The sequence below is a fragment of the Ignavibacteria bacterium genome (genome assembly GCA_041649015.1).
In the GTDB taxonomy this organism is placed as follows: Bacteria; Bacteroidota; Ignavibacteria; order Tepidaquicellales; family Tepidaquicellaceae; genus CAIKZJ01.
In genome coordinates this window covers 484,040-504,577 of the sequence record JBAZNU010000001.1, presented here as the reverse complement: position 1 = coordinate 504,577, position 20,538 = coordinate 484,040, and the positions used below count along the sequence as shown (strand labels likewise).

19 protein-coding genes are annotated in these 20,538 nt (G+C 38.4%); 5 read left to right on the top strand and 14 right to left on the bottom strand.

The features are described from left to right. Positions 1-117: 117 nt before the first annotated feature. The 14 genes from WC644_02175 to ccoN form a co-directional block, all read right to left on the bottom strand. Positions 118-624, bottom strand: a complete 507-nt coding sequence (locus WC644_02175; protein ID MFA5010737.1) for a YHS domain-containing protein — start codon at positions 622-624, stop codon at positions 118-120. A gap of 11 nt (positions 625-635) precedes the next feature. After that, positions 636-2,891, bottom strand: coding sequence for a TonB-dependent receptor (locus WC644_02170; protein ID MFA5010736.1), 2,256 nt, complete (start codon positions 2,889-2,891; stop codon positions 636-638). Positions 2,892-2,944: 53 nt separating this feature from the next. Then, positions 2,945-3,379: a hypothetical protein gene (locus WC644_02165; GenBank protein ID MFA5010735.1), complete on the bottom strand. Its 435-nt coding sequence runs from the start codon at positions 3,377-3,379 to the stop codon at positions 2,945-2,947. 57 nt (positions 3,380-3,436) lie between these two features. Continuing rightward, positions 3,437-4,762, bottom strand: coding sequence for an AmmeMemoRadiSam system protein B (gene amrB / locus WC644_02160; GenBank protein ID MFA5010734.1), 1,326 nt, complete (start codon positions 4,760-4,762; stop codon positions 3,437-3,439). 1 nt (position 4,763) lies between these two features. Continuing rightward, positions 4,764-5,567 carry a M15 family metallopeptidase gene (locus WC644_02155; protein MFA5010733.1) on the bottom strand — a complete coding sequence of 268 codons (804 nt, stop codon included), beginning with the start codon at positions 5,565-5,567 and terminating at the stop codon, positions 4,764-4,766. After that, positions 5,567-6,430 carry an AmmeMemoRadiSam system radical SAM enzyme gene (gene amrS / locus WC644_02150; protein MFA5010732.1) on the bottom strand — a complete coding sequence of 288 codons (864 nt, stop codon included), beginning with the start codon at positions 6,428-6,430 and terminating at the stop codon, positions 5,567-5,569. The genes WC644_02155 and amrS overlap by 1 nt, the downstream gene beginning before the upstream one ends. 6 nt (positions 6,431-6,436) lie before the next feature. Beyond that, positions 6,437-8,620, bottom strand: a complete 2,184-nt coding sequence (locus tag WC644_02145) for a S9 family peptidase (GenBank protein MFA5010731.1) — start codon at positions 8,618-8,620, stop codon at positions 6,437-6,439. Between the two features lie 513 nt (positions 8,621-9,133). Next, entirely contained in the window at positions 9,134-9,802 is a 669-nt protein-coding gene (locus tag WC644_02140) for a fatty acid desaturase (GenBank protein ID MFA5010730.1), read from the bottom strand. Between the two features lie 6 nt (positions 9,803-9,808). Beyond that, on the bottom strand, positions 9,809-10,348 hold the full coding sequence (locus WC644_02135) for a hypothetical protein (GenBank protein MFA5010729.1): 540 nt from the start codon (positions 10,346-10,348) through the stop codon (positions 9,809-9,811). 79 nt (positions 10,349-10,427) lie between these two features. After that, entirely contained in the window at positions 10,428-10,862 is a 435-nt protein-coding gene (locus WC644_02130) for a FixH family protein (GenBank protein ID MFA5010728.1), read from the bottom strand. 15 nt (positions 10,863-10,877) lie between these two features. Next, complete coding sequence (ccoG, locus tag WC644_02125) at positions 10,878-12,263, bottom strand: cytochrome c oxidase accessory protein CcoG (protein MFA5010727.1); 1,386 nt, start codon at positions 12,261-12,263, stop codon at positions 10,878-10,880. A 133-nt stretch (positions 12,264-12,396) separates the two neighbouring features. Then, on the bottom strand, positions 12,397-13,200 hold the full coding sequence (locus WC644_02120; GenBank protein ID MFA5010726.1) for a cbb3-type cytochrome c oxidase N-terminal domain-containing protein: 804 nt from the start codon (positions 13,198-13,200) through the stop codon (positions 12,397-12,399). A gap of 12 nt (positions 13,201-13,212) precedes the next feature. Then, positions 13,213-13,371: a hypothetical protein gene (locus WC644_02115; protein MFA5010725.1), complete on the bottom strand. Its 159-nt coding sequence runs from the start codon at positions 13,369-13,371 to the stop codon at positions 13,213-13,215. Between the two features lie 11 nt (positions 13,372-13,382). Beyond that, positions 13,383-15,545, bottom strand: a complete 2,163-nt coding sequence (gene ccoN / locus WC644_02110) for a cytochrome-c oxidase, cbb3-type subunit I (protein ID MFA5010724.1) — start codon at positions 15,543-15,545, stop codon at positions 13,383-13,385. Positions 15,546-15,744: 199 nt separating this feature from the next. Here ccoN and WC644_02105 point away from each other — a divergent pair, with 199 nt between their 5' ends. From WC644_02105 to WC644_02085, 5 genes are read left to right on the top strand one after another with little or no spacing between them, the layout of a single operon-like run. Beyond that, positions 15,745-16,161 carry an META domain-containing protein gene (locus tag WC644_02105; GenBank protein MFA5010723.1) on the top strand — a complete coding sequence of 139 codons (417 nt, stop codon included), beginning with the start codon at positions 15,745-15,747 and terminating at the stop codon, positions 16,159-16,161. A 22-nt stretch (positions 16,162-16,183) separates the two neighbouring features. After that, positions 16,184-17,332, top strand: coding sequence for a hypothetical protein (locus WC644_02100; protein ID MFA5010722.1), 1,149 nt, complete (start codon positions 16,184-16,186; stop codon positions 17,330-17,332). Then, on the top strand, positions 17,329-18,945 hold the full coding sequence (locus WC644_02095) for a DUF3943 domain-containing protein (protein MFA5010721.1): 1,617 nt from the start codon (positions 17,329-17,331) through the stop codon (positions 18,943-18,945). The genes WC644_02100 and WC644_02095 overlap by 4 nt, the downstream gene beginning before the upstream one ends. A gap of 53 nt (positions 18,946-18,998) precedes the next feature. Beyond that, entirely contained in the window at positions 18,999-19,559 is a 561-nt protein-coding gene (locus WC644_02090; protein ID MFA5010720.1) for a hypothetical protein, read from the top strand. 4 nt (positions 19,560-19,563) lie between these two features. After that, the gene (locus tag WC644_02085) at positions 19,564-20,535 is read left to right on the top strand and encodes an MBL fold metallo-hydrolase (GenBank protein ID MFA5010719.1); all 972 of its coding nucleotides are present in this window, start codon (positions 19,564-19,566) and stop codon (positions 20,533-20,535) included. Positions 20,536-20,538 lie beyond the last annotated feature (3 nt).

Here is a 20,538-nt window from a genome sequence, read left to right as displayed (position 1 = left end):
GACGTAAAAAATAAGATTTCGTTTCATCGTAAATGGATAAACGGTAAGAATATTCTGTAAACAAAAAGCCCCCCTTAAAACCAAGGAGGGCTTTGTTATTATAACATTCCGCAATCGTTATTTCAGTTTATCTAAGTACTTGCTTGGATTCTTTTCAAATTTTGCAATGCAAGCTTCGCAGCAGAAATAATACTTCACTCCGTCAACTACCGTTGAAACATCCTTTGATGCCGCCTCACCCATAACAGGACACATAATCTCCGTCTTGATGTATGTCATCGGCTCTGCTTTGAACTTCTTCAGACAACCGCCGCAGCAAAATTCATATTCTTTTCCTAAATATGTGTACTTCACCGATGCGCCCTCGTGGTCAACCGGCTCGCCCGATACCGGACAAAGCTTTGCAGAATCCGATACCGTTCCTTGTGAGTTTCCCGTTTTCGTGGTGCAGTCAGTTCCCTTTGTTGTTGTACATTCTGATTTTGTCTTGTCGTCGCAGCAGCCCTTTTCCTGTGCGTTTACAATTGTAGTCGCAGCGAATAATAATGCAGCGAATAATACTAAAGATAAGATTCTCATCTTCATTTTAATGGTTTTCCTTTCGTTTATTGCTATGTTTAACAATTTAAATTAATTTATAGTTTATCAAATAACAGCCTGAACCCGAGATAAAAAGACCTTCCCGCTGTCGGTCCCCAGATATATGATGTATCGAAATACTGGCTGAAGGGATTCTGCGGATCTATTATCGGATTTGACTGAGTGAAGTCGAATATATTCTCGACCCCTACATATGCCTCAAAGTGTTTAAAGTTCTTTGTGAACTGTCCGTTAAGTATTGAGTACGCCTCCGATTGTGAAGGCCTTTGTAACCCAACGGGGTAATCTTTCGTCGATGGCAGCGTTTGTTCGCCAAACCATTGGAAAGAAAAATTGATGTTCCAGTTTCTGTCGTAAGGACTGTATGATACCGAAGACAGCACCCTGTGTTTCGGACTAAAATACTGCTCTGTCTTTACACCGTTCTGGTAATAATACTGGTCTATCAACTTGTAAGCAACCTTAAGATCAAGATTGTTTAGTATCGTAAAACTTGATTCTACCTGAAATACGTTTGATGCAGCGTCATTATTGTTAACAAAAGTAACAGCAAGCGTATTAGCATCGTAATCAGGTATTATCTTATTGCTGAACACCGTCCTGTAGAAATCAAAATTAACGTTTCCGGAAACAGGTCCAATATTAAAATACTGAAGCACGTCCACTCCGAAATTAACCATTTTCTCAGGATTCAGCTCCGACGGGACAAGGATGTTTCTTCCACTTGCGAGAAGATTCGAATATTCACTGAATAAGTTGATTGTCCTGAATCCCGTCCCTATCGAAGCCCGAATCACAGTCTCTTTTGTAAGTTGATGCCTAATCAAAAGTCTTGGCGTTGTTACTAACCCATATTTATTGTGTGCATCAAGCCTCAAGCCCGCAATAAACGATGTTTCAATCGGTTCCGCATCATATGAGGCTTCGGTAAATACACCCGGTACGGACTCAAGCTTGTCGTATGTACCCGCGTATGTCTTGGGTACCGCCTGCAGAAAATTAATGTTCTCTACAATATTCTCGTATTTATAAGAAGCACCCGCCCTTAAATATCCCTTCTTAATCACAGGAAATTCAAAGATAGCGTTTGTGTAGAAATTTCTCTGCTCTGCATTGTACTTTGTAACGCCGTAATACGATTCCTGATTAAAGAAAAGCCCCGATGCGAAAAACTTAAGCTGCGACTCTTCGCCCGTCTTCTGGCTTATTCTCAAATAGGCATCCCCGTTCTGTATATCAACCGTTTGCCCGTAAACATTGTTCGAACCCTTATCCGTATCAAAATTGTAGTTCGTCTGTCCGCCTATTCTCTTTTCATCAAGATACTTTATCCCGATAGTTACGTTAGTATTATCCTCTTCCTCATCCGCACCATACATCCATTTATTGTAAAACATGTAACGGGTCGTCAGCGGTGCATCAAGAAATGAATCGTTGTTCTCGTCAAATCTCTTCGGTTCCTGTACCGTCTGAAACGAAACCAAAGTGTTCCAGTTCTTTAATTTCGCGGTTGTATTTATGTTCATCTGCTTCTCCAGCATGCTGTTCATAAACCCGTTAAGCATAAACCTGTCCGATGTACCGTAATCTTTCAGCAATACATTCATTATCCCGCTGATTGATTCATACCCTTGTATAACAGAATTTGAACCCTTCGAAATCATTATCTTATTTATTAATGTACCGGGCATGCTCGTAACGCCGTACTTAGTCACTAATCCCGACATTATCGGCATATTGTCAACAAGTATCTGCGTATATGCACCGTCAAGACCGAGCACCTTTAGTTCCTTCGTATTCGTCAGTATATCAGTAACAGCAACGTCAACCGACGCATTCTTTCCGAAACATCCCGAAAGGTCGCAGCAGGCATCTTTCTTAAGCTCTGTCTGCGAAATCACTTCCGTCTTTGTGTTGCCGTCTTCTATATAAGAAGAGCTTTGCTCGCCTTCCACAACTATCTGCTGTGTAGAAAAATTACTTTGAAGCGTAATTTCCACATAATCTTTACCTTCAACCTCAATAGTATCTTTTGTATAACCAACGTAAAACACCTCAAGCCTTTTGTCGGTTATTCCGTCGTCATGTATCTCAAACTTTCCTTCTGAGTTTGTTGCGGCTCCCTTCTTAGTATTAATCCATTTCACAATCGCACCTTCAAGCGGTTCTTTTCCCTTATCGGTAGCGCCGTAAACAATCCCTGTTATACCGTGGAGCTCTGGATTTAGCTGTGCTCTTGAAACGCCTGTCATAAACACAAGCATTATCGCAAGCAATAATATATTTTTCATTTTGATTTTTTATTTAGAAACTTTTTAAAAAACGGATGTAGTAATCCCTGTTTCTAAATCCTCAGGTTAGATACTTCAAGAAAGACTTTCACCCTGCTTCCCGGTGAATCGTCTGACCGATAAGATTTTAATGTAGTGTTATAAAATAAGTTTTGTGTGTCTTTTAAAATTACTTTTGTTTCTGTTTTTACGGTTTTGTTCTCAATCAGCGTTCCTTTTTCCTTTTCAACCTTCTTCTCAAAACTGCATGTCTGGCAATCATCGCAGGAGGATGCTCCATTTGTAGAACAGCAGTCATCCTCGTCCTTCGTAACAGCGGGCTTCTCTTCCTTGCTGCAACACGATTTCTTCTCTTCCGTTTTCGGCTTATCAGGCATGCACAAACAGCTGTGTATGTCCTGTCCGAACGAAACAAGACTAAACGATAACAATATTATTGCTACCGTTACTGTTTTAATTCTGTAATATTTATTGAATAATAATTTCACTTTATACAAAAATGCAAAATTTAAACTTAATTGTCAAAGCAGATTGTAAAATCTTATTTAATTAAGAAGTTTAAATACATAAAATTTCATTGATTTATAATCTTTCCATTCTTCTTTATACATTCCTGCTTTCTGGCACAAACTGCTTAAGAAATCGCCCTCTGACCTGAAATGCTCCCATACCTGAGGCAGATATACTGCTCTTCGCATATCTTTATTAACTATGACTCCCTTGCCTTTTATTGCAGAAAAGAGGGAGTCTATAGTTTCGGGTTTAACCAGCTCTGGCACAGAAAGAACAGATACTTCATAATTAAGACCGGCTAATTCTTTTTCCCTTATTGGTTTAAACCTCGGATCCCTCGTCGCAGCAGAAATTGAATTCTCGATTATACTGTTGTAAAGTGTGTCAACAGGTTCAATCGTTCCTATACATCCCCTAAGTTCGTCTCCGTCTTTTATCGTTACAAAACAGGCAAGCCTTCTGTCAAGTTTCTTCGAATGGTATTCTCCCTTGTTTATTATACCCGTCTTAACGTACATCTCTGCTGTCTTCTTTGCGGTTTTTATCATGTCCGCTTTTTCTGCTTCTGTAAAGTACATCGCCTTATCATCCTCGTAGAATACTATAGCTGAATAACCTACCACAGATTTTCTTTCTGCAATTATATCTCCTGAATTCTTATAGTCGAGAAGTTTCGCTTTCCAGTTCTTTCTTTTTGCCAGGTTAAGCAATGCTTCAATTGCATACGGGGAGTCAATTTCCGCCTTCTTTATGTTAAAAGTGTTCAGCTCAAGTATTGAGTTGACAGTAAAATTGTCAAGTTTTATCGCTTCGTTGTAATCGTGAAAATGACTCAGGTCAACCGATGCTACAATTACTGAATTATCCGTTGAATATTTATCTATTAGGTCTGCAAATTCATTAGGATTTATCTTTCCTGCTATTATCGGCAGTATCTCAAAATCAGTCAGCACTTTCTGAAGAAAAGGTATTTCTATCTCAATTGAATGCTCGTCCGTATCTGCTTCGCTTATTCTGACAACTTCTTTTTCGTCTATAATTGTTTTCACGTCAGCCGAAACCTTAACCCTTCCGAGCGGAGAGTCATAATAATCATAATCCACAACGCATGCACCTCTTAGCGGATATCTGTGTGAAGTGCCCAGAATAATAACTTTGTCTGTGTCTTTTTTTATCTGCTTAAAACCATGAGCAGCTGTTCTTCCCGAAAACATGTATCCTGCATGAGGTACTATTACTGCTTTTGTGTTCAGGTCAAGATTTTCCGCATCAATCAAATATGATTCTATCTCATCCGAAAGATGTTTTGGGTCGCTGCTGTACCAGCTTCCTGCGAATTTTGGCTCTCTTACTTTCATGTCAGTTTAATAATTCTGGTCTGTATTCAAAATGCATCGTGTCATAATGATACCATTTTGCCCCCCAGATAAATCCATGCTTTTCAAACACCTCTGCCACCTCATAAGGAATTCTGTTCTTATATTTAATCGTTTTGCTCCAGCGCCAGTAATCTGAGTAGTCGGTGTTAATATCAATTGCTATTGCATAAGAGTGGGTGCTCATCCTGTTAGTACCGGCAATTTTTCTGTAATTAAATGTGCCCGCTGTCTTCTTAAAATATTTGTGAAATTTCTCAGGAAGTTTTTCAAGGTCTTCTTTTACGGCTGTTAATTTTTCATCAACATTATTTACGGTGCTGACCTGAACCTTCGTTCCAAACCAGTTGATGGTTGTTAAGCTTTTCGATACTTCCGATTGTGATGAACCGTATATTTTTGCAAAGAATGGTTCATATCTTATTCTTCCTGGATCGCTGTTCACAGGAGGCGGTTCTCCCCAGTCTGGTCCCGCTATGTATTGCGGGATGAACATATCTTCTAAATCAGGATTTTCAAGCATTTCTTCAAAGTCTTTTTCAATTCCGTCATCATACGTCATTACTGTACCGTCTTTCCAGTATAATTTGTTGTCTTCTCCCTTTTCCAAAAAGTCCGGATACGCATTTACAAGTTTCTGAAGTCCCGAATTTTTTTCAGTTGAATCCTGCTTACGCTCTGCACTTCCGGATACCTGATATCCTTGTGAGTTCGTCTCCCCGCAGTTGAACGATAAAAACAGCGGAACAAACAACAGCGTAATTAATATTTTATATTCTTTTCTCATTATATATTTCCTTTATATACATAATTTAAATGTGTTATTGCTATTTTATAAAATTTATTTATTAATTCTTTCGGCGTTACTTCAAAATCAAGTTTGTATCTTGGAAAAGCCCTCGAGATGTGAAGTACGATATTTTTATCAATCACTGCAAGATAGCTGCACATTTGTCTGAATTCTTCCTCGTTATCATTTAATCCCTTGATCAATAAAAAAGTAACCTCAAGATGTTTCCCGTGCCTGACTATCGATTTTATAGTTTGCTTTGTCGTTTCTATTTCACCGTCGCAAATTTTCTTGTAAAAGTCTTTATTAAAAGATTTTAAATCAATGTTAAATGCATCGATGTATTCAACAAGTATTTCAAATGGCTCAGGATTTATCTGCCCGTTTGATACTATTACGGTTTTAATTTCGTTGCTTTTGCATAGTACCGCAATGTCTAACATATACTCAAAAAATATCGTCGGCTCATTATACGTGAATGCTAAAAATTTATAATCTCTTTGTTTGCACAAATTAATTATCTCCCTCGGCGAAACTTCTTTTATGCTTTCAAATGATTCCGTGCTGAAATCCTGACTGATGTCGTGATTCTGGCAGAATTTACAGTTAAGATTGCATCCGTATGTGCCAACCGAAAGGATTACCTCTCCGGGATAAAAATGATACAAAGGCTTCTTTTCGATCGGGTCGAGATGAATTGCCACAGGTTTTGAGTGAGCTAACGTATAAAGTTTGCCGCTTATATTTTCTCTTACTCCGCAAACCCCTGTTTTGTTCTCGGATATACTGCACTCCTTCGGACAAAGCATGCACTTTACTTTTCCGTTGGTTTCAGCTATATAAAAAGATGCTTCTCTCATTTCATTCTATAAATTCCTTATGAGATATTCTGTTATTCTCTTAAACAAATGGTATCTTGCATTTTCGCCGCCGATGTTATGATTCCTGTTTGGATATATCTGCATCTCAAACTGCTTGTTCGCCTTTATTAATGCATTCACAAATTCCATCGTATTCTGGTAATGAACGTTATCATCTGTTGAACCGTGAACAATAAGCAGATTGCCTTTTAACTTATCTGCATGACTTGTCGGTGCATTATCGTCATATCCCGATGGATTGTCTTTTGGTAAACCAAGATATCTTTCTGTATATATGTTATCATAATACCTGAAGTTTGTTACCGGCGCAACTGATACAGCTGTCTTAAAATAATCCGCCCCGGCTGTAATCGCTAACGCCGACATATATCCGCCGAAACTCCACCCCCATATTCCTATTCTGTTTTTATCAACATAAGGAAGCGATGCTAAATATTTCGCACCCTCTATCTGGTCAATTAATTCAAGCTTGCCCATATTGCCGTAAACCTGTTTCTCAAACTCTGTTCCTCTGCCGCCCGTTCCGCGTCCGTCAACGCAGGCAACAATATAGCCTTTCTGGCATAGCATCTGATGCCATGGATTGCTAAATCCGTCATAAGCATTTTTTACTGACTTTGAACCCGGTCCCCCGTAAACATACATCAAAACTGGATACTTTTTGTCCGCTTGAATGTTATGCGGTTTCATTATCCAGCCGTATAGCTCAACATTGTCGGAAGTATTGAATTTAAACATCTCTATCGGAACAAAATTATATTCTTTCATCTTGTTAATTATCGCCTGATTGTCCTCCAGCATCTTTACAAGCGTTCCGTCTTTTCGTTTTAGCTCATATGAACTCGGAGTATTCGCATCGGAATGACTTAAAATATAATACTTAAACTCTGAACTGAAACTTGCATTGTTTAACCCATCTTTGAACGAAAGCTGCTTCTTTCCCGTCCCGTCAAAGTTAATAATAAAAAAGTCTCTTTCTAACCCGTCAGCACTGAATGCCGTGAAGTATACCGTTCCCGCTTCTTCATCAGCCCCCTTTAATTCCGATACCTCAAAGTTTCCTTTTGTAACTTGATTCTTTATCTGCCCGTTCTTTTCGTGAAGATAAATATGCGCCCATCCGTCTCTGTCACTCATTCTTAAAAACCTGCCGTCTTTTAAAAAAGTAAGGTCAAAAGATTCGCTAATGTAGTACTTAGACTCCTCTGTAAATGCTACGTTAGATTTTCCCGTCAAAGCATCAGCAAGGAGTATATCAAGTTTATTCTGTAATCTGTTTAGTCTGATTATTGAAAGCGTATTATTATCAGGTGTAAACTTTATTCTCGGTATGTACTGGTCTGTATTGTTTCCTATATCTACTTTAACAGTCTTTCCGTTTTCAAGCCCGTACACCCACACTGTTACCACAGAATTGTCTTCACCCGCTTTCGGATATTTATAAGAAAACTCGCTCGGATATAAGTCATTATAAAAAGTAAGGTTCATCTCTTTTACTTTTGACTCATCAAATTTCATGTAAGCTACTAATCTGCTGTCTGCCGACCAGCTGAATGCTTTTGAAAGCCCCAGCTCTTCCTCGTAAACCCAGTCAGATGTACCGTTAATTATTGAGTTCTTCTTGCCGTCGCTTGTAACTTGAATGACTTTTTCGTCTGATATATTGTATATGTAAATGTTGTTGTTTTGTATGTAAAGTACTTTATTCCCGTCAGGAGAAAATTCTGCATACTGTGCTTTTGCATCCTTCGTAATTTTATCCGTCTTTCCGTTTTTTACATCCCAAACATAATAATCCGCAATGAAAGATGTTCTGTAAATCCTTTCCACATCAGCCGATACAAGAATTCTTGATTCATCTGACGAGAATTTATAATCCTTAATTGTAATTTTATCTTTTCCTGTCGCGGTTATAAAAGAAGCACCATCCATGACTTTGGATTTTAAAGTCCCTGTCTCATAGTCATAGACATTAATATTATTGTCTTCATCCATTGAAGAATAATAGTTTCCATCCTTCATCGAATTGTAAGTCCCTGCCCCTTCGGGAGTAAACTCGGAATTTATATAAATTGATTCAAGCGTTATTTCCTTGTACTGTGAAATAACCGCCGTTGCCGATAGCATGAAAATTAACAGTACTAATCCTTGTTTTACAAATTCTCTCATGTTTTATCTTTGTTTATCAAAAAATATTCTAAATTTTCTTAATTTGAAATGTATTATCAATATTCCAATTCTTCCGTATCCTTCCTTACTCTTAAAATTTATATTTTACACATTAATTATAATTTGAAAACTGCTCTTCTTTGTGAACTTTGATCTTCTTTACGCAAATATCTTTTTACTTTTATAAATCTTATGAATACTACCTTTTATACTTGCGTGTTCAAAAAAATTAGAATATTATTTCTTGTAGTCCTTACTTAAATTTATATTTTTGAGATAATTAAATGCGGTTGTTTTTAACGGCATAAAGCCCGCATTATTATTTTGGTCTATACCCCCTGTTAAATATAAAATTATAACTCCATATAACAACAAGCCTTTATTTCCATTTCGGATAAAAACCAAACTATACTCACTCCAAACCCGGTTAAAACCCGCTCTTCTATGTATTAAATTAGCCCTAAAATCAGGTCACATGAATCCAACTTGGCCTCTGAAATGTCAAAAATAAACTTATTTTGTCTTATAAAGCTGCCACCAGGGTATGTGTGGTCCTGCGTGGTGTTCGCTGTGATATCCAAAGAAGTAACAGGATATCATAGCCCAGAAATGATTTACTTTCATAGTTCTGGCATTATGAGGCATCATTTCTTCTGTATGAGGAAGTTTGTGTGGCCGGTATGTTCCGAAATAAAAAAGCTGTAGTGTCCCGAGAAAAGCAGGTACTACATAATAAAACCATACAGAAATTTCAGGAAAGAAATATTTAAGGATGTTAAAATTTATACCCACTATTATTATCTGAAATATCGATACATACTTCATGAAAAACTTCGCAAACCATACAAAGAAATTCTGGCTGTTGACGCTGTAATCAGGGTCTTCTTCCGTTCCTGAATGTATGTGATGAAGTTTGTGGTTCTTCAATAGTTTGCTGTAAGATAGTCCCGCGAACAGGAATGTTGTCAATATACCCGTAAATTTATTGATGGTTTTATTTCGCGATACAGTTCCGTGCATTGCATCGTGTGCAGTTATAAACAATCCTGTAAATAGATATCCCTGAATTAAAACATGAAAGTAAAATATAGGCGAAGTAAAATCCACCGCTGAATATTTAAGAGAATAGAGCAGGTGTGATGCCCACAAGGTTATTATGGTAACTGCCGCAAGTATTCCCATATATCTTTACTTAAAATCCTTTTTGCACTTCGATAGAAATGTTGAAAGCGCCTGATTTAAGTCTTTCTTCATTTCCTTGCTTATAAATTTCTCGCCGAGTATCGGAGCCATAAAATGTACATCACCGCCGCTGTCTCTCACCATCTTTATCTCTATTGATATGCTTATTCGCGTCTCGTTCTCTCCCATCGATACAAGCCTTGCCGTGCAGCGGAAAAAGTCAGGGGTTTTATTCTTTGTCTCAAACACAATGTAATCTTCTGACGAAACTTTCTCTATAAGAGTAAAAGGCATTCTTACAGGTGAAGCAAGCGGGGCATCTATTTCATACACCCATTCGCTTTCTTTGTTGCCTAATTCTTTTACCGATATGATTCCCGGAAAGTATCTTTCATAGATTTTTATATTCTTAAAATATTCCGAAAGTTGGGCCAGACTCGTTTTAAATACTGCTCCGTTTGTTACCTCTGCCGAAACCGTGAAATCTGCCTTTGCAGTGTTAAAACATATAATTACTGTTAGTATTATACCATATATTAATTTCATTTCGTTCTTTGTTTTATGATTATTAATCAGCTAATCTAACACACACGAGGGGTATTTTAATTCCTTTGGGCGTTTAATACTAAAAGTTATAGGCACTCTCGTGGAAGTATTCCTTTCCCCCTGAAGTCCAGTTTATTTGTACCTTCCAGTATCCTTTTTGCAGTCGTTCAGTGCTGACAATCTGAGAGTTTGTTGAGTCTGCAGTTATTGGAATCTTTACATCCATTGACTGGTCAGAAGGGCGGTATATGTGTATTATATCTTTTCCTTTTATTTTGTCGGGTACGTTGGGAAATTTAACGATAAGTTCTTTGCCCGTATTCTCAATTTTAAGAGTATCTTTAAGCGCTTTTGTTCTTGCAATTCTGTCTATCTGCTCTTGATATTTCAATTCCTTCTCGTAATAATTTTCAGTTACTACATCAACCTTCTGATTCATAAAGAAGATTACCATTCCTATTGTTGCCAGACAGAATACAGAAAAAACTATTACAATTTTTACTCCCCAGTTCAATATAATTTTCTCCTTTTAGTTTTTTGGTGGTCCAATAAATGTTGTTTTAATGTCCCCCACTAATTTTCCTCCTGCATATACTTGTACATTCATCGGCATTACCGTTGTCGCAATCTTTTCTTTCGGCAATAGTATCATAAACTCCGATTCCTGCACGCTTAAAGAGGGAAGACTAATACTTTTTCCTATGAGCAGGAATTCCGCATCGGGATTTGACAGCTTTATATCCACAGGTATTTCATCAAATGTGTTATTCACAAGTTTAACATGGTAAAGATTGCTGAACTTATTATCAGGCATTTCCTGATATATCTTACCCGGCGAACGAAGAACGTTTACTTTTATATCTTCTCTTGTAAATAAAAGTGTTGTAAATATTGAAAGCAGCAGTACAAGAAGTACACTGTACAATATAATTCTCGGCGATATCTTAAATTTAATCTTTTCCGCAATTCCTTTCATCGAGGCATATCTTATAAGACCTCTTGGTTTTTCTATTTTATCCATTATTGAATCGCAAGCATCTATGCAAGATGTGCAGTTTACGCATTCAAGCTGGGTACCATTCCTTATGTCAATACCTGTAGGACATACTGCTACGCAAAGGTGACAATCAATACAATCCCCGTTCTTATTCGGGTTTTCCTTATCGAGTTTTCCTCTCGGCTCTCCTCTTACGTAATCATAAGCAACAACGACAGTGTTTGGGTCAAGCAAGACTCCTTGCAGTCTTCCGTAGGGACATACGATTGTACAGGCTTGTTCCCTGAATTGCGAAAACACGTAATAAAACACCCCGGAAAAAACCATCACGGCAATAAATCCGGAAAGATGTTCAAAAGGCGAGTTCGTAATAATTTTAAGTGTTTCATCTATACCGACTAAATAAGCCATGAATGTATTTCCTATAAGCACAGCGATTGCAAAGAATATTAATTGCTTTATCGTCTTCTTAAATATCTTCTTCCCGTCCCAAGGAGCTTTGTCAAGTGCCCTCTGCTTTGATGAATCACCTTCTATAAAATATTCTATCTTTCTGTAAACCATTTCCATAAATACTGTCTGCGGGCAAATCCAACCGCAAAATATACGTCCGTAAATTGCTGTGAATAATACTACAAAGACCAGGAGTGAGATAAATCCAATTGCAAATATATAAAAGTCCTGTGGGCCAAACGCTAAACCAAATACTATAAATTTTCTTTCAAAGAAATTGAAAAGTATGAATGGATGTCCGTTTGTTTTAATCCACGGAGTTATGAATAATAAAGCCAATAAGAAGAAACTAACTATAGTTCTTGCAGAATAAAATTTCCCCTTCTGCTTTTTGGGATATATCCAGATTCTTTTTCCTTCCTGTGTTACTGTTGAGAGATGATCTCTGAACGATTCTTGTTCCATGCTTAATAAATTCCTGTAAATAATTGAGAAAAGTTATAGTCGATGATAAATCAGGAACTATACATTATTGTATTACTTTTATTTCCAAATTCAGGTTAATCGTTTTATCAACCCGCTGTGTAATCTCTGTATTTTACTTCTTCAGTGTATCTTTTGGAGTTGTTGCAGTTGTGTCAACCCAGATATTGCCTTCAGGTGCTTTCGGACTCGCCGGTTTAGTTCCCTGCAAAGTGAGCACATAGCTTGCAACTTGATTCATTTGTTTTGGATTTAACTGTGTCTGCCATGCTATCATACCTTTTGCAGGCACCCCGTTCTTTATGGTAGCAAATACGTTCTTTATTCCTCCTCCGTGAATCCAGTATTCATCTGTTAGATTAGGTCCAACTCCGCCGCCCCCGTCTGCATTATGACAGCTGACACAGTTTACCGCAAATATTTCCTTTCCTTTGCTTATGTCCGCAGCATCTGTTAAAATCCCAACATTGCTCTCGTTTATTAATCCGCCCGACTTTAATAATGCATCTCTTTGCTGAGACGCAATCATCATTTCCTGAAGATATTCGTCGGCAGATGAGTTTGATTTTCCAATTAAATGAAACTGTACCATGTAAACTATTGCAAACACTATCGTAATATAAAATAAAGCCTGAAACCAAGCGGGCGCAGGGTTGTCAAGTTCTTGTATGCCGTCGTACTCATGTTCCTGCATAATATTACCCGTTAAAACCGTACCTGTTACCTTGACCTTTTTCTTCCTTTCAGCGGATTCAAATATCATAAGTGATGCAAAAAGGACTGCAAGCGTAAACAGTAATGCAGCCAGTATCATGTAAACATACGTGTCTGAATAAGGCTCTTTCTCCGCGGTCTGTGCAAAAAGACTCTGAACAGATAGACCTGTCAGTACAATACTAAATAAAACTTTTTTATTCATAATAAATAATCTTTAATCTTTTAACGGTAGATTTCTTTGTTCTTCAATTTGGTCTTTATTAAGTTTTACAACCCAGACCATTATTATTATAAATGCCAGAATGAACAATAACATTGTTGCTATTGCAAAAATCCCCAGCCACTCTTCGGAAACAAAAAATTTACTGAACATAATTTATTTTGTTATTTGTTACTGACTGTTGTATTTTTTATGTCTGTTCCGAGCCTCTGCAAGTAACCTATCAATGCGATGATTTCCTTTTCGCTTGTAACATCGATTCCCTGTTTCTGCAAATCCAGGGCAATTTCTTCCGCCTGTTTCTGCAGGTCGCCGTTGGCGGTTTTTTCATATCCCTCGGGGTACGGCACGCCAAGAGTCTTCATTGCACTGATTTTGCTTTCTGTAGTTGAAATATCCAGTACCTGTTCTTTCAGCCATGGATATCTCGGCATTAACGAGCCGGGCGAAACTACAGTCGGGTCATCCATGTGCAGATAGTGCCAGAGATTCGGATATTTTTTTCCTACTCTTAAAAGGTCTGGACCCGTTCGTTTAGAACCCCACAGGAAAGGATGGTCGTAAACATACTCTCCCGCTTTAGAATACTCTCCGTAACGTTCAGTTTCAGAACGGAACGGACGCACAAGCTGCGAGTGACAGTTAACGCATCCTTCTCTTATGTAAATGTCCCTTCCCTGAAGTTCGAGAGCCGTATATGGTTTAACGCTCTGTATCGTAGGAATGTTTGATTTAATTAAATACGTTGGTATTATTTCTATTAATCCTCCGATTAAAACTACAACAATTGCAAGAATAGTAAACTGGAACGGACGTCTTTCAATCAGTCTGTGCTTCTTCATCACTCCGCCTTTTATAGGCTCGAACTGCACGTTCTTTTCAAGGGCCGGTGCTTCTGCGTTTTCGTCACCAATAAAACTTCCTGCTTTAATCGTCTTTACAAGATTATACAACATAGCAATAAATCCCGCATAATAGAACAACCCTCCCGTAAACCTAATCATATGCATCATCTTTATCTGAAGCAGAGTCTCAAGAAAATTCGGATACTGTAAAACACCTTCTGGTGTAAACTGCTTCCACATTAACGCCTGAGTAATACCCGACCAGTACATCGGCGCTGCATAGAATATAATCCCAATAAACCCAATCCAGAAATGGAAGTTAGCCATTTTCTTTGAGAACAAGGGCGTCTTGAACAGTCTTGGAACAAGCCAGTAGAGTATTCCGAAAGTAAGAAATCCATTCCAGCCAAGAGCTCCGATATGAACATGTGCTATAATCCAATCTGTAAAATGAGCGATTGCATTAACATTTTTCAGAGACAATGTAGGACCTTCAAACGTTGCCATACCGTAAGCCGTAACTGCAACAACCATAAACTTAAGCACTACGCTATCTCTGACTTTATCCCAGGCACCGCGCAAGGTTAAAAGACCATTTATCATACCTCCCCATGATGGTGCAATAAGCATAATTGAAAATACAGTTCCAAGCGACTGTGCCCAGTCAGGAAGCGCACTGTACAACAAGTGATGCGGTCCTGCCCAGATATACAGAAATATTAGTGTCCAGAAATGTATTATAGAAAGTTTATAAGAATAAACAGGTCTTTCTGCTGCTTTCGGAAGATAGTAGTACATCAATCCCAAATAGGGTGTTGTCAGGAAGAATGCAACAGCATTATGTCCGTACCACCACTGAACTAAGGCATCTTGAACACCTGCGTATATCGGATAGCTTTTAAACAGACCCGCAGGAATTGCCAAGGAATTAAAAATGTGAAGAACAGCGACTGTTACAACTGTTGCGATATAAAACCAAATTGCAACGTACATGTGTCGTTCTCGTCTTTTTGCAATCGTGCCGAACATGTTAATAGCAAAAACTACCCATACAACCGCGATAAGAATATCGATAGGCCATTCGAGCTCTGCGTATTCCTTGCTTGTAGTAAGTCCAAGCGGAAGGGTTATTGCAGCGAGTACAATAATAAGCTGCCATCCCCAGAAATGAACTTTAGAAAGCAAATCGCTGTACATCCTTGCTTTTAGTAATCTTTGCAGGGAATAATAGATACCCATAAAGATTGCATTACCGACAAAAGCAAAGATAACGGCATTCGTGTGCAGAGGTCTGATTCTTCCAAACGTAGTGTATTGAAGGTTTAGGTTCCAGGCTGGAATAATAATCTGTCCGGCAATTAGCAAGCCTACCAGCATTCCCACCGCCCCCCAGACCATAACAGCGTATGCGAAATATTTGACTATAACATTGTCGTAGCTGAATTTATCCAGCGTTGTATTCGTAGATGTAAGGTCAGACATAATTTAATTATTTGTAAGTATTGTTATATTTTTTGTGGTAATTTAAAGTATTTTTCTAAAATATGAAATTCTATTACGAGGTCTCGAACACAGCAAAGCAAACAATAATTGATGATAGTATTATAACGACACTTTTATGTATAAACTTATTATCATATTATATTTGTGAGTTTTTAAATATATTAGTAAAAATAAAATTATGAAAAATACTACTACGGTTATTTTTTGTTTATTTATATTTATTTCTTTATCCTGTAACTCATCAAAATCTGTTAATAATATTAACGACTTAACATCCAAGCAATGGAATTTGAACACTCTATACGGTAAGATTCCGGAAGCAAAATCCCCCGATTATAAAAATCCATACATAGGTCTAACCCCCAACAACGGTTTTTCAGGATTTACCGGATGCAACAGCTTTACTGGAACTTACAAGTATGAATCAGGAAAGTTAACGCTCGACCCCGGTGCAATAACGAAGATTTATTGCGGCGACGGCATAGAAATAGAATTTCTTGATGCAATAAAAAAAGTTACAGGATATGAAATCAAGAACAACAACCTTGAACTTCTTAAAGGTGGTGATGTAATAATGACATTTATCTCGAAATAATTTATAAAACTTATAACTATATATGACAAAAATTTACAGAATATTTCTGTCGGTTTGTGTCTTTCTGCTTTGTGCCTCAATTCTGCAGGCACAGGGAAAGCACATACCGTTTAACCTTTCCCTTGTTTATCCGATTAGTATTAACAAGTCGTTAAGAGATAACGTAGGATTCAATCTAGGAATTATAGGTTCGCGATTTAATAAACTCAGCGGTGCCTCAATAAACGGAGTTTTTTCAGTTCTTGAGGGCGATTTAAGCGGTTTGCAGGTTAACGGACTATATGCCGAAACAAGAGGAAAGCTGCGGGGAATGCAGATTACGGGCGGAGCTAATGTTCTAACCACAGGCGGCAGGGGCTTTCTGCTCGGCGGATTGGCGAACCTTTCATTCGATGAATTTCAGGGGGTTCAGTTTGCAGGTATTGCCAATGTTAATTTTGAAAACTTAAACGGTATACAGCTTGCTGGGGTATACAACTCAAACGGCAAAGACATTAGTTTGCTGCAATCGGCAGCCGCGGGAAACATTACAGGAAGGAAACTGTACGGAGCACAAATAGCTGTGCTGTTTAACCTTGCCGGTTATTCAAACATGGGTTTGCAGCTATCATCACTGAACATAACTAAATACCAGAAGGGTGTTCAGCTTGGGCTTGTGAATGCAGCAGATGATAATTTCGGGCTGCAGATTGGTCTTTTTAATGTAGTAACGAAGAGGCAAAAAGGAACAACACTCGGACTTGTTTACATCTATGACAACACAAAAATAAACTTGTTGTTGTCAGCAGGTAATCTTTCGTATGCAACACTCGGAGCAAGGTTTAGAACCAACAATATATATTCGATGTTTGAAATCGGTGGTCCCGTTGTTTCGTCGAACACAAACAAATCAATTCTTGTGTCCTACAGAGCAGGTTACACCTTTAAATTCAAGTATTTCGACATAAATACCGACCTTGGATATTCCCACATCTCAAATGAAAAAGACCAGGTCACCAACAAAAAGAGTGACCATCAGTTTGCAATAACTTTGCGAACGGGATTCGAGAAAAATGTTTATAAAAAACTTGGTATCTTTGTAAACGGCGGCTATACGTTCTATGCGGACAGCTACTACAGTCCGCATTTCACGAACAAATTCATAATAGAGGGAGGGATAGTATTATTATGATAAAAAATATATTCATTATAATAGTTCTCGTCGTGCTTTCTTCACAGACGGCTTTTTCACAGAGGGATGAAGTTATAGAAAAAGCCGGTGCAGGTGTTTATTTGTCAGAGGTCAGCGTTCAGGATCAGAAGGATGATAATTCTGATAATCAGGAAAATGCTAAACTAAAGCTTTCTTCGATTGTAATCGAAAATGATGTAACACTTGGCAGCATATTCTCAGAGTCTCTTTTCAGGCTCGATTCACTGAAGAGAGAGCAAGAGGAATCCTTTTTCGGTGCCGAAAAAAGATATTCATCATTATCAAAAAATATACAGTATGATTCCTCATTCAGAGCAAAGAAGAATTACTGGCTGCCGCTCGTTGAAGTATTCTTTCTTAATATCGGAGTGTGGTCAATAAGCAGATACATAGTACCGCAGCCGTGGGCAGTAATCAGCACACAGACTGTAGAAGCTAATTTTAACCATGCATTTGTTTTCGATTCAGACCATTTCTCTACGAATCAATTGATGCATCCATATCACGGGAACACCTACTTTAACTTTGCTCGTTCAAGCGGACTTACCTTCTGGGAGTCTGCACCCTATTCGATGGCGGGAAGTTTTATGTGGGAGTTTTTCATGGAAGTAAACTACCCGTCGATTAATGATTTTATTACCACAACATTGGGAGGTATAGCATTGGGCGAGATGACTTATCGTCTTTCATCGCTTATCATAGATGAAAGAAAAACAGGGTCGGAAAGAATCTGGCGTGAGATAGGAGCATTTCTTTTAGCCCCAACGAGAGGGATTAACAGACTCTTTAAGGGGGATATCACTCGCGTCCGCTCTAAGAGCATATACGAAATTGAACCGCTTACAAGCTCGATTGAGGTGGGTCCGAGTTTCATTTATCAGGGCAAGAATATTTACAGAGGAAACGGGAATCTTTCGCTCAGGCTCGATATGTATTACGGTAATCCGTTTACAGATAAGTCAAGAAAGCCTTATGACTTTTTTAATTTCAAAGGACTCTTCAGCATAGGAACTCAGCCGCTAATAAGCCAGGTGAGTGTTTACGGGTTGTTGTTCGGGAAAAACTATAAATACAAATCTGACCAAAAGATGTTGATAGGCATGTTCCAGCATTTTGATTACTATAGCAATACATACTACGAAATTGCAGCAAACAGTCTTGGCGGAGGTATTGTGTATAAGTTTCCAACAGTGAGTGACATAACTTTTGAATCAAGCCTGCACATTGCTGGAATAGTTCTCGGGGGAGGTAATAATGTACCCGAAGCCTATAAATATGAGGCAGACGGGACAGCATACCGCGATTACAATTTCGGTATGGGCTTTGCGAACAAGTTTGAAACGTACCTTGGGTTCAGGAATCAAGGCTACTTATTTCTCGGATTGTACAATTTCATGATTTACACAATTGACGGTGCTGACGGAAATGACAATTTGATTGTCTTTTCTCCGCGTGTTGGTATCAAGCTTACAAAATCAACCGATATAGGATTTGAAGTGAACTACTACAGAAGAGCATCCCGATACAAGAAACTTGATGACGTAACGAGAAATGTATTTGAATTAAAATTGTTCATTGCAAATAGTTTTTGAGGTACGTATGTAAATACTTAATATACGTTTCAATCCGCAAGTTGGTCACATCATTGATTATATTCATGATGTTTACGGCTGCTGTAAATGCACAGGCAGAGAGAGAAAATGTTTTTATTAAATATCCGAGCTGGGCATTAATGCAGTTAATTCCTTCGCCTGTATTCTTTGAAGATAATGGAAACGGTAGGCACGGGACTGAGTTTGGTTTTGAATGGCAGGTAACTCCGTTATCTTACTCGTTCAAACCCAATAAGTATCTTGGACATTTTTCAGTACTGATGGTTAAACCGGTGAAAAAGTTCTCAGGATCTGCTGAGATATTTTTCACCCCTCAGTTTGTTACGGGCGGTTTTGACAATTCAAATGCAAGAAGATACATGTACAATACAGGCGCGCGGGTCTATTTTCCTCTGGCACAGGGGGGAGAGTACCTGAGTTTTTCGCTTGGCGCGGGTTATTACAGTCAGAGGAATGAATTTAACAGCAAGGTTGAGGGGATTATGTACGAGGCAGGGCTGTATTCAGTTTTCGGAATGTTCGGGATTAAGTTTGCTTACAAACAGAATGCATTAAGCAAGTATAACATAGGATTTTATATTAAATACTATTAATAGTTTGGTTAGACATAGATTAATATTGGTCGTTATTCTTATGGTTTCTTTTCAGGGCTGCACGATTTTTCAGGAAATTGCGGGCAACGGTCCTTCTTCATTTAAACCGCCGAAAGTGGTTAAGAATAAAATAACCAATCCCGTTCTACCCGACGCTCGCCTTGCTGTTTTATGGATCGGGCATTCGACGTGCCTAATACAAATGGATGACAAACAGATTTTAACCGACCCTGTGCTGACACCATCCATAGGGATATTTTCCAAGAGACTTGTTGAACCCGGTATTGAAACATCAAACATACCTCGGCTTGATTTGATAGCGGTTACTCATCCTCATATAGACCATTTGAGCTTAGGAACGATAGACCTTTTGCAGAAGAAGAATAAAGCAGTACCGTTCGTTTTTCCGGACGGGGTGGAGTCTTACCTTCCGGGATTTGATTATAACTACATACGATTGAACAATAACAACGGCTATGCGGGTATTAATCCGATAGGGGATTCAGTGACGGTAAATGGTCTCACTGTTTACGCTGCATACTCCCGTCATTGGGGGGGCAGGTACGGGCTTGATGGTTTTCTCTGGGGTGAGCATTCGTATTCAGGGTTTATATTCAGCTATAAAGGAATAACGGTTTACTTTGGCGGTGATACCGGATATGACCCGTTCTCATATAAAAAACTAAGCGAGAGATTTGAAATAGACCTTGCTATAATACCAATCGGACCGTGCGAAGAATGCGAGGGATGCGGAAATAAGAGGCACGTATATCCCGAAGGAGCGATAAAAATATTTCTTGATTTGAAAGCAAAAGAATTCATGCCCGCGCATTACGGTGTTTTTCAGTTCAGGCTTGCAGACGTTAACGACCCGTTATACAAACTTGAAAAATTAATTTCTGAATACAACATACAGGACAGAACAAAAATATTAAACATTGGCGAACAAAGAACCTTCATTAATAAAATATTATAAATC

Excerpts from the sequence above, each read along its gene's own strand:
- WC644_02170 (MFA5010736.1), bottom strand. The coding sequence starts at position 2,891 with ATGAAAAATATATTATTGCTTGCGATAATGCTTGTGTTTATGACAGGC.
- amrB (MFA5010734.1), bottom strand. The coding sequence starts at position 4,762 with ATGAAAGTAAGAGAGCCAAAATTCGCAGGAAGCTGGTACAGCAGCGAC.
- WC644_02155 (MFA5010733.1), bottom strand. The coding sequence starts at position 5,567 with ATGAGAAAAGAATATAAAATATTAATTACGCTGTTGTTTGTTCCGCTG.
- amrS (MFA5010732.1), bottom strand. The coding sequence starts at position 6,430 with ATGAGAGAAGCATCTTTTTATATAGCTGAAACCAACGGAAAAGTAAAG.
- WC644_02145 (MFA5010731.1), bottom strand. The coding sequence starts at position 8,620 with ATGAGAGAATTTGTAAAACAAGGATTAGTACTGTTAATTTTCATGCTA.
- WC644_02140 (MFA5010730.1), bottom strand. The coding sequence starts at position 9,802 with ATGGGAATACTTGCGGCAGTTACCATAATAACCTTGTGGGCATCACAC.
- WC644_02135 (MFA5010729.1), bottom strand. The coding sequence starts at position 10,348 with ATGAAATTAATATATGGTATAATACTAACAGTAATTATATGTTTTAAC.
- ccoG (MFA5010727.1), bottom strand. The coding sequence starts at position 12,263 with ATGGAACAAGAATCGTTCAGAGATCATCTCTCAACAGTAACACAGGAA.
- WC644_02120 (MFA5010726.1), bottom strand. The coding sequence starts at position 13,200 with ATGAATAAAAAAGTTTTATTTAGTATTGTACTGACAGGTCTATCTGTT.
- WC644_02115 (MFA5010725.1), bottom strand. The coding sequence starts at position 13,371 with ATGTTCAGTAAATTTTTTGTTTCCGAAGAGTGGCTGGGGATTTTTGCA.
- ccoN (MFA5010724.1), bottom strand. The coding sequence starts at position 15,545 with ATGTCTGACCTTACATCTACGAATACAACGCTGGATAAATTCAGCTAC.
- WC644_02105 (MFA5010723.1), top strand. The coding sequence starts at position 15,745 with ATGAAAAATACTACTACGGTTATTTTTTGTTTATTTATATTTATTTCT.
- WC644_02100 (MFA5010722.1), top strand. The coding sequence starts at position 16,184 with ATGACAAAAATTTACAGAATATTTCTGTCGGTTTGTGTCTTTCTGCTT.
- WC644_02095 (MFA5010721.1), top strand. The coding sequence starts at position 17,329 with ATGATAAAAAATATATTCATTATAATAGTTCTCGTCGTGCTTTCTTCA.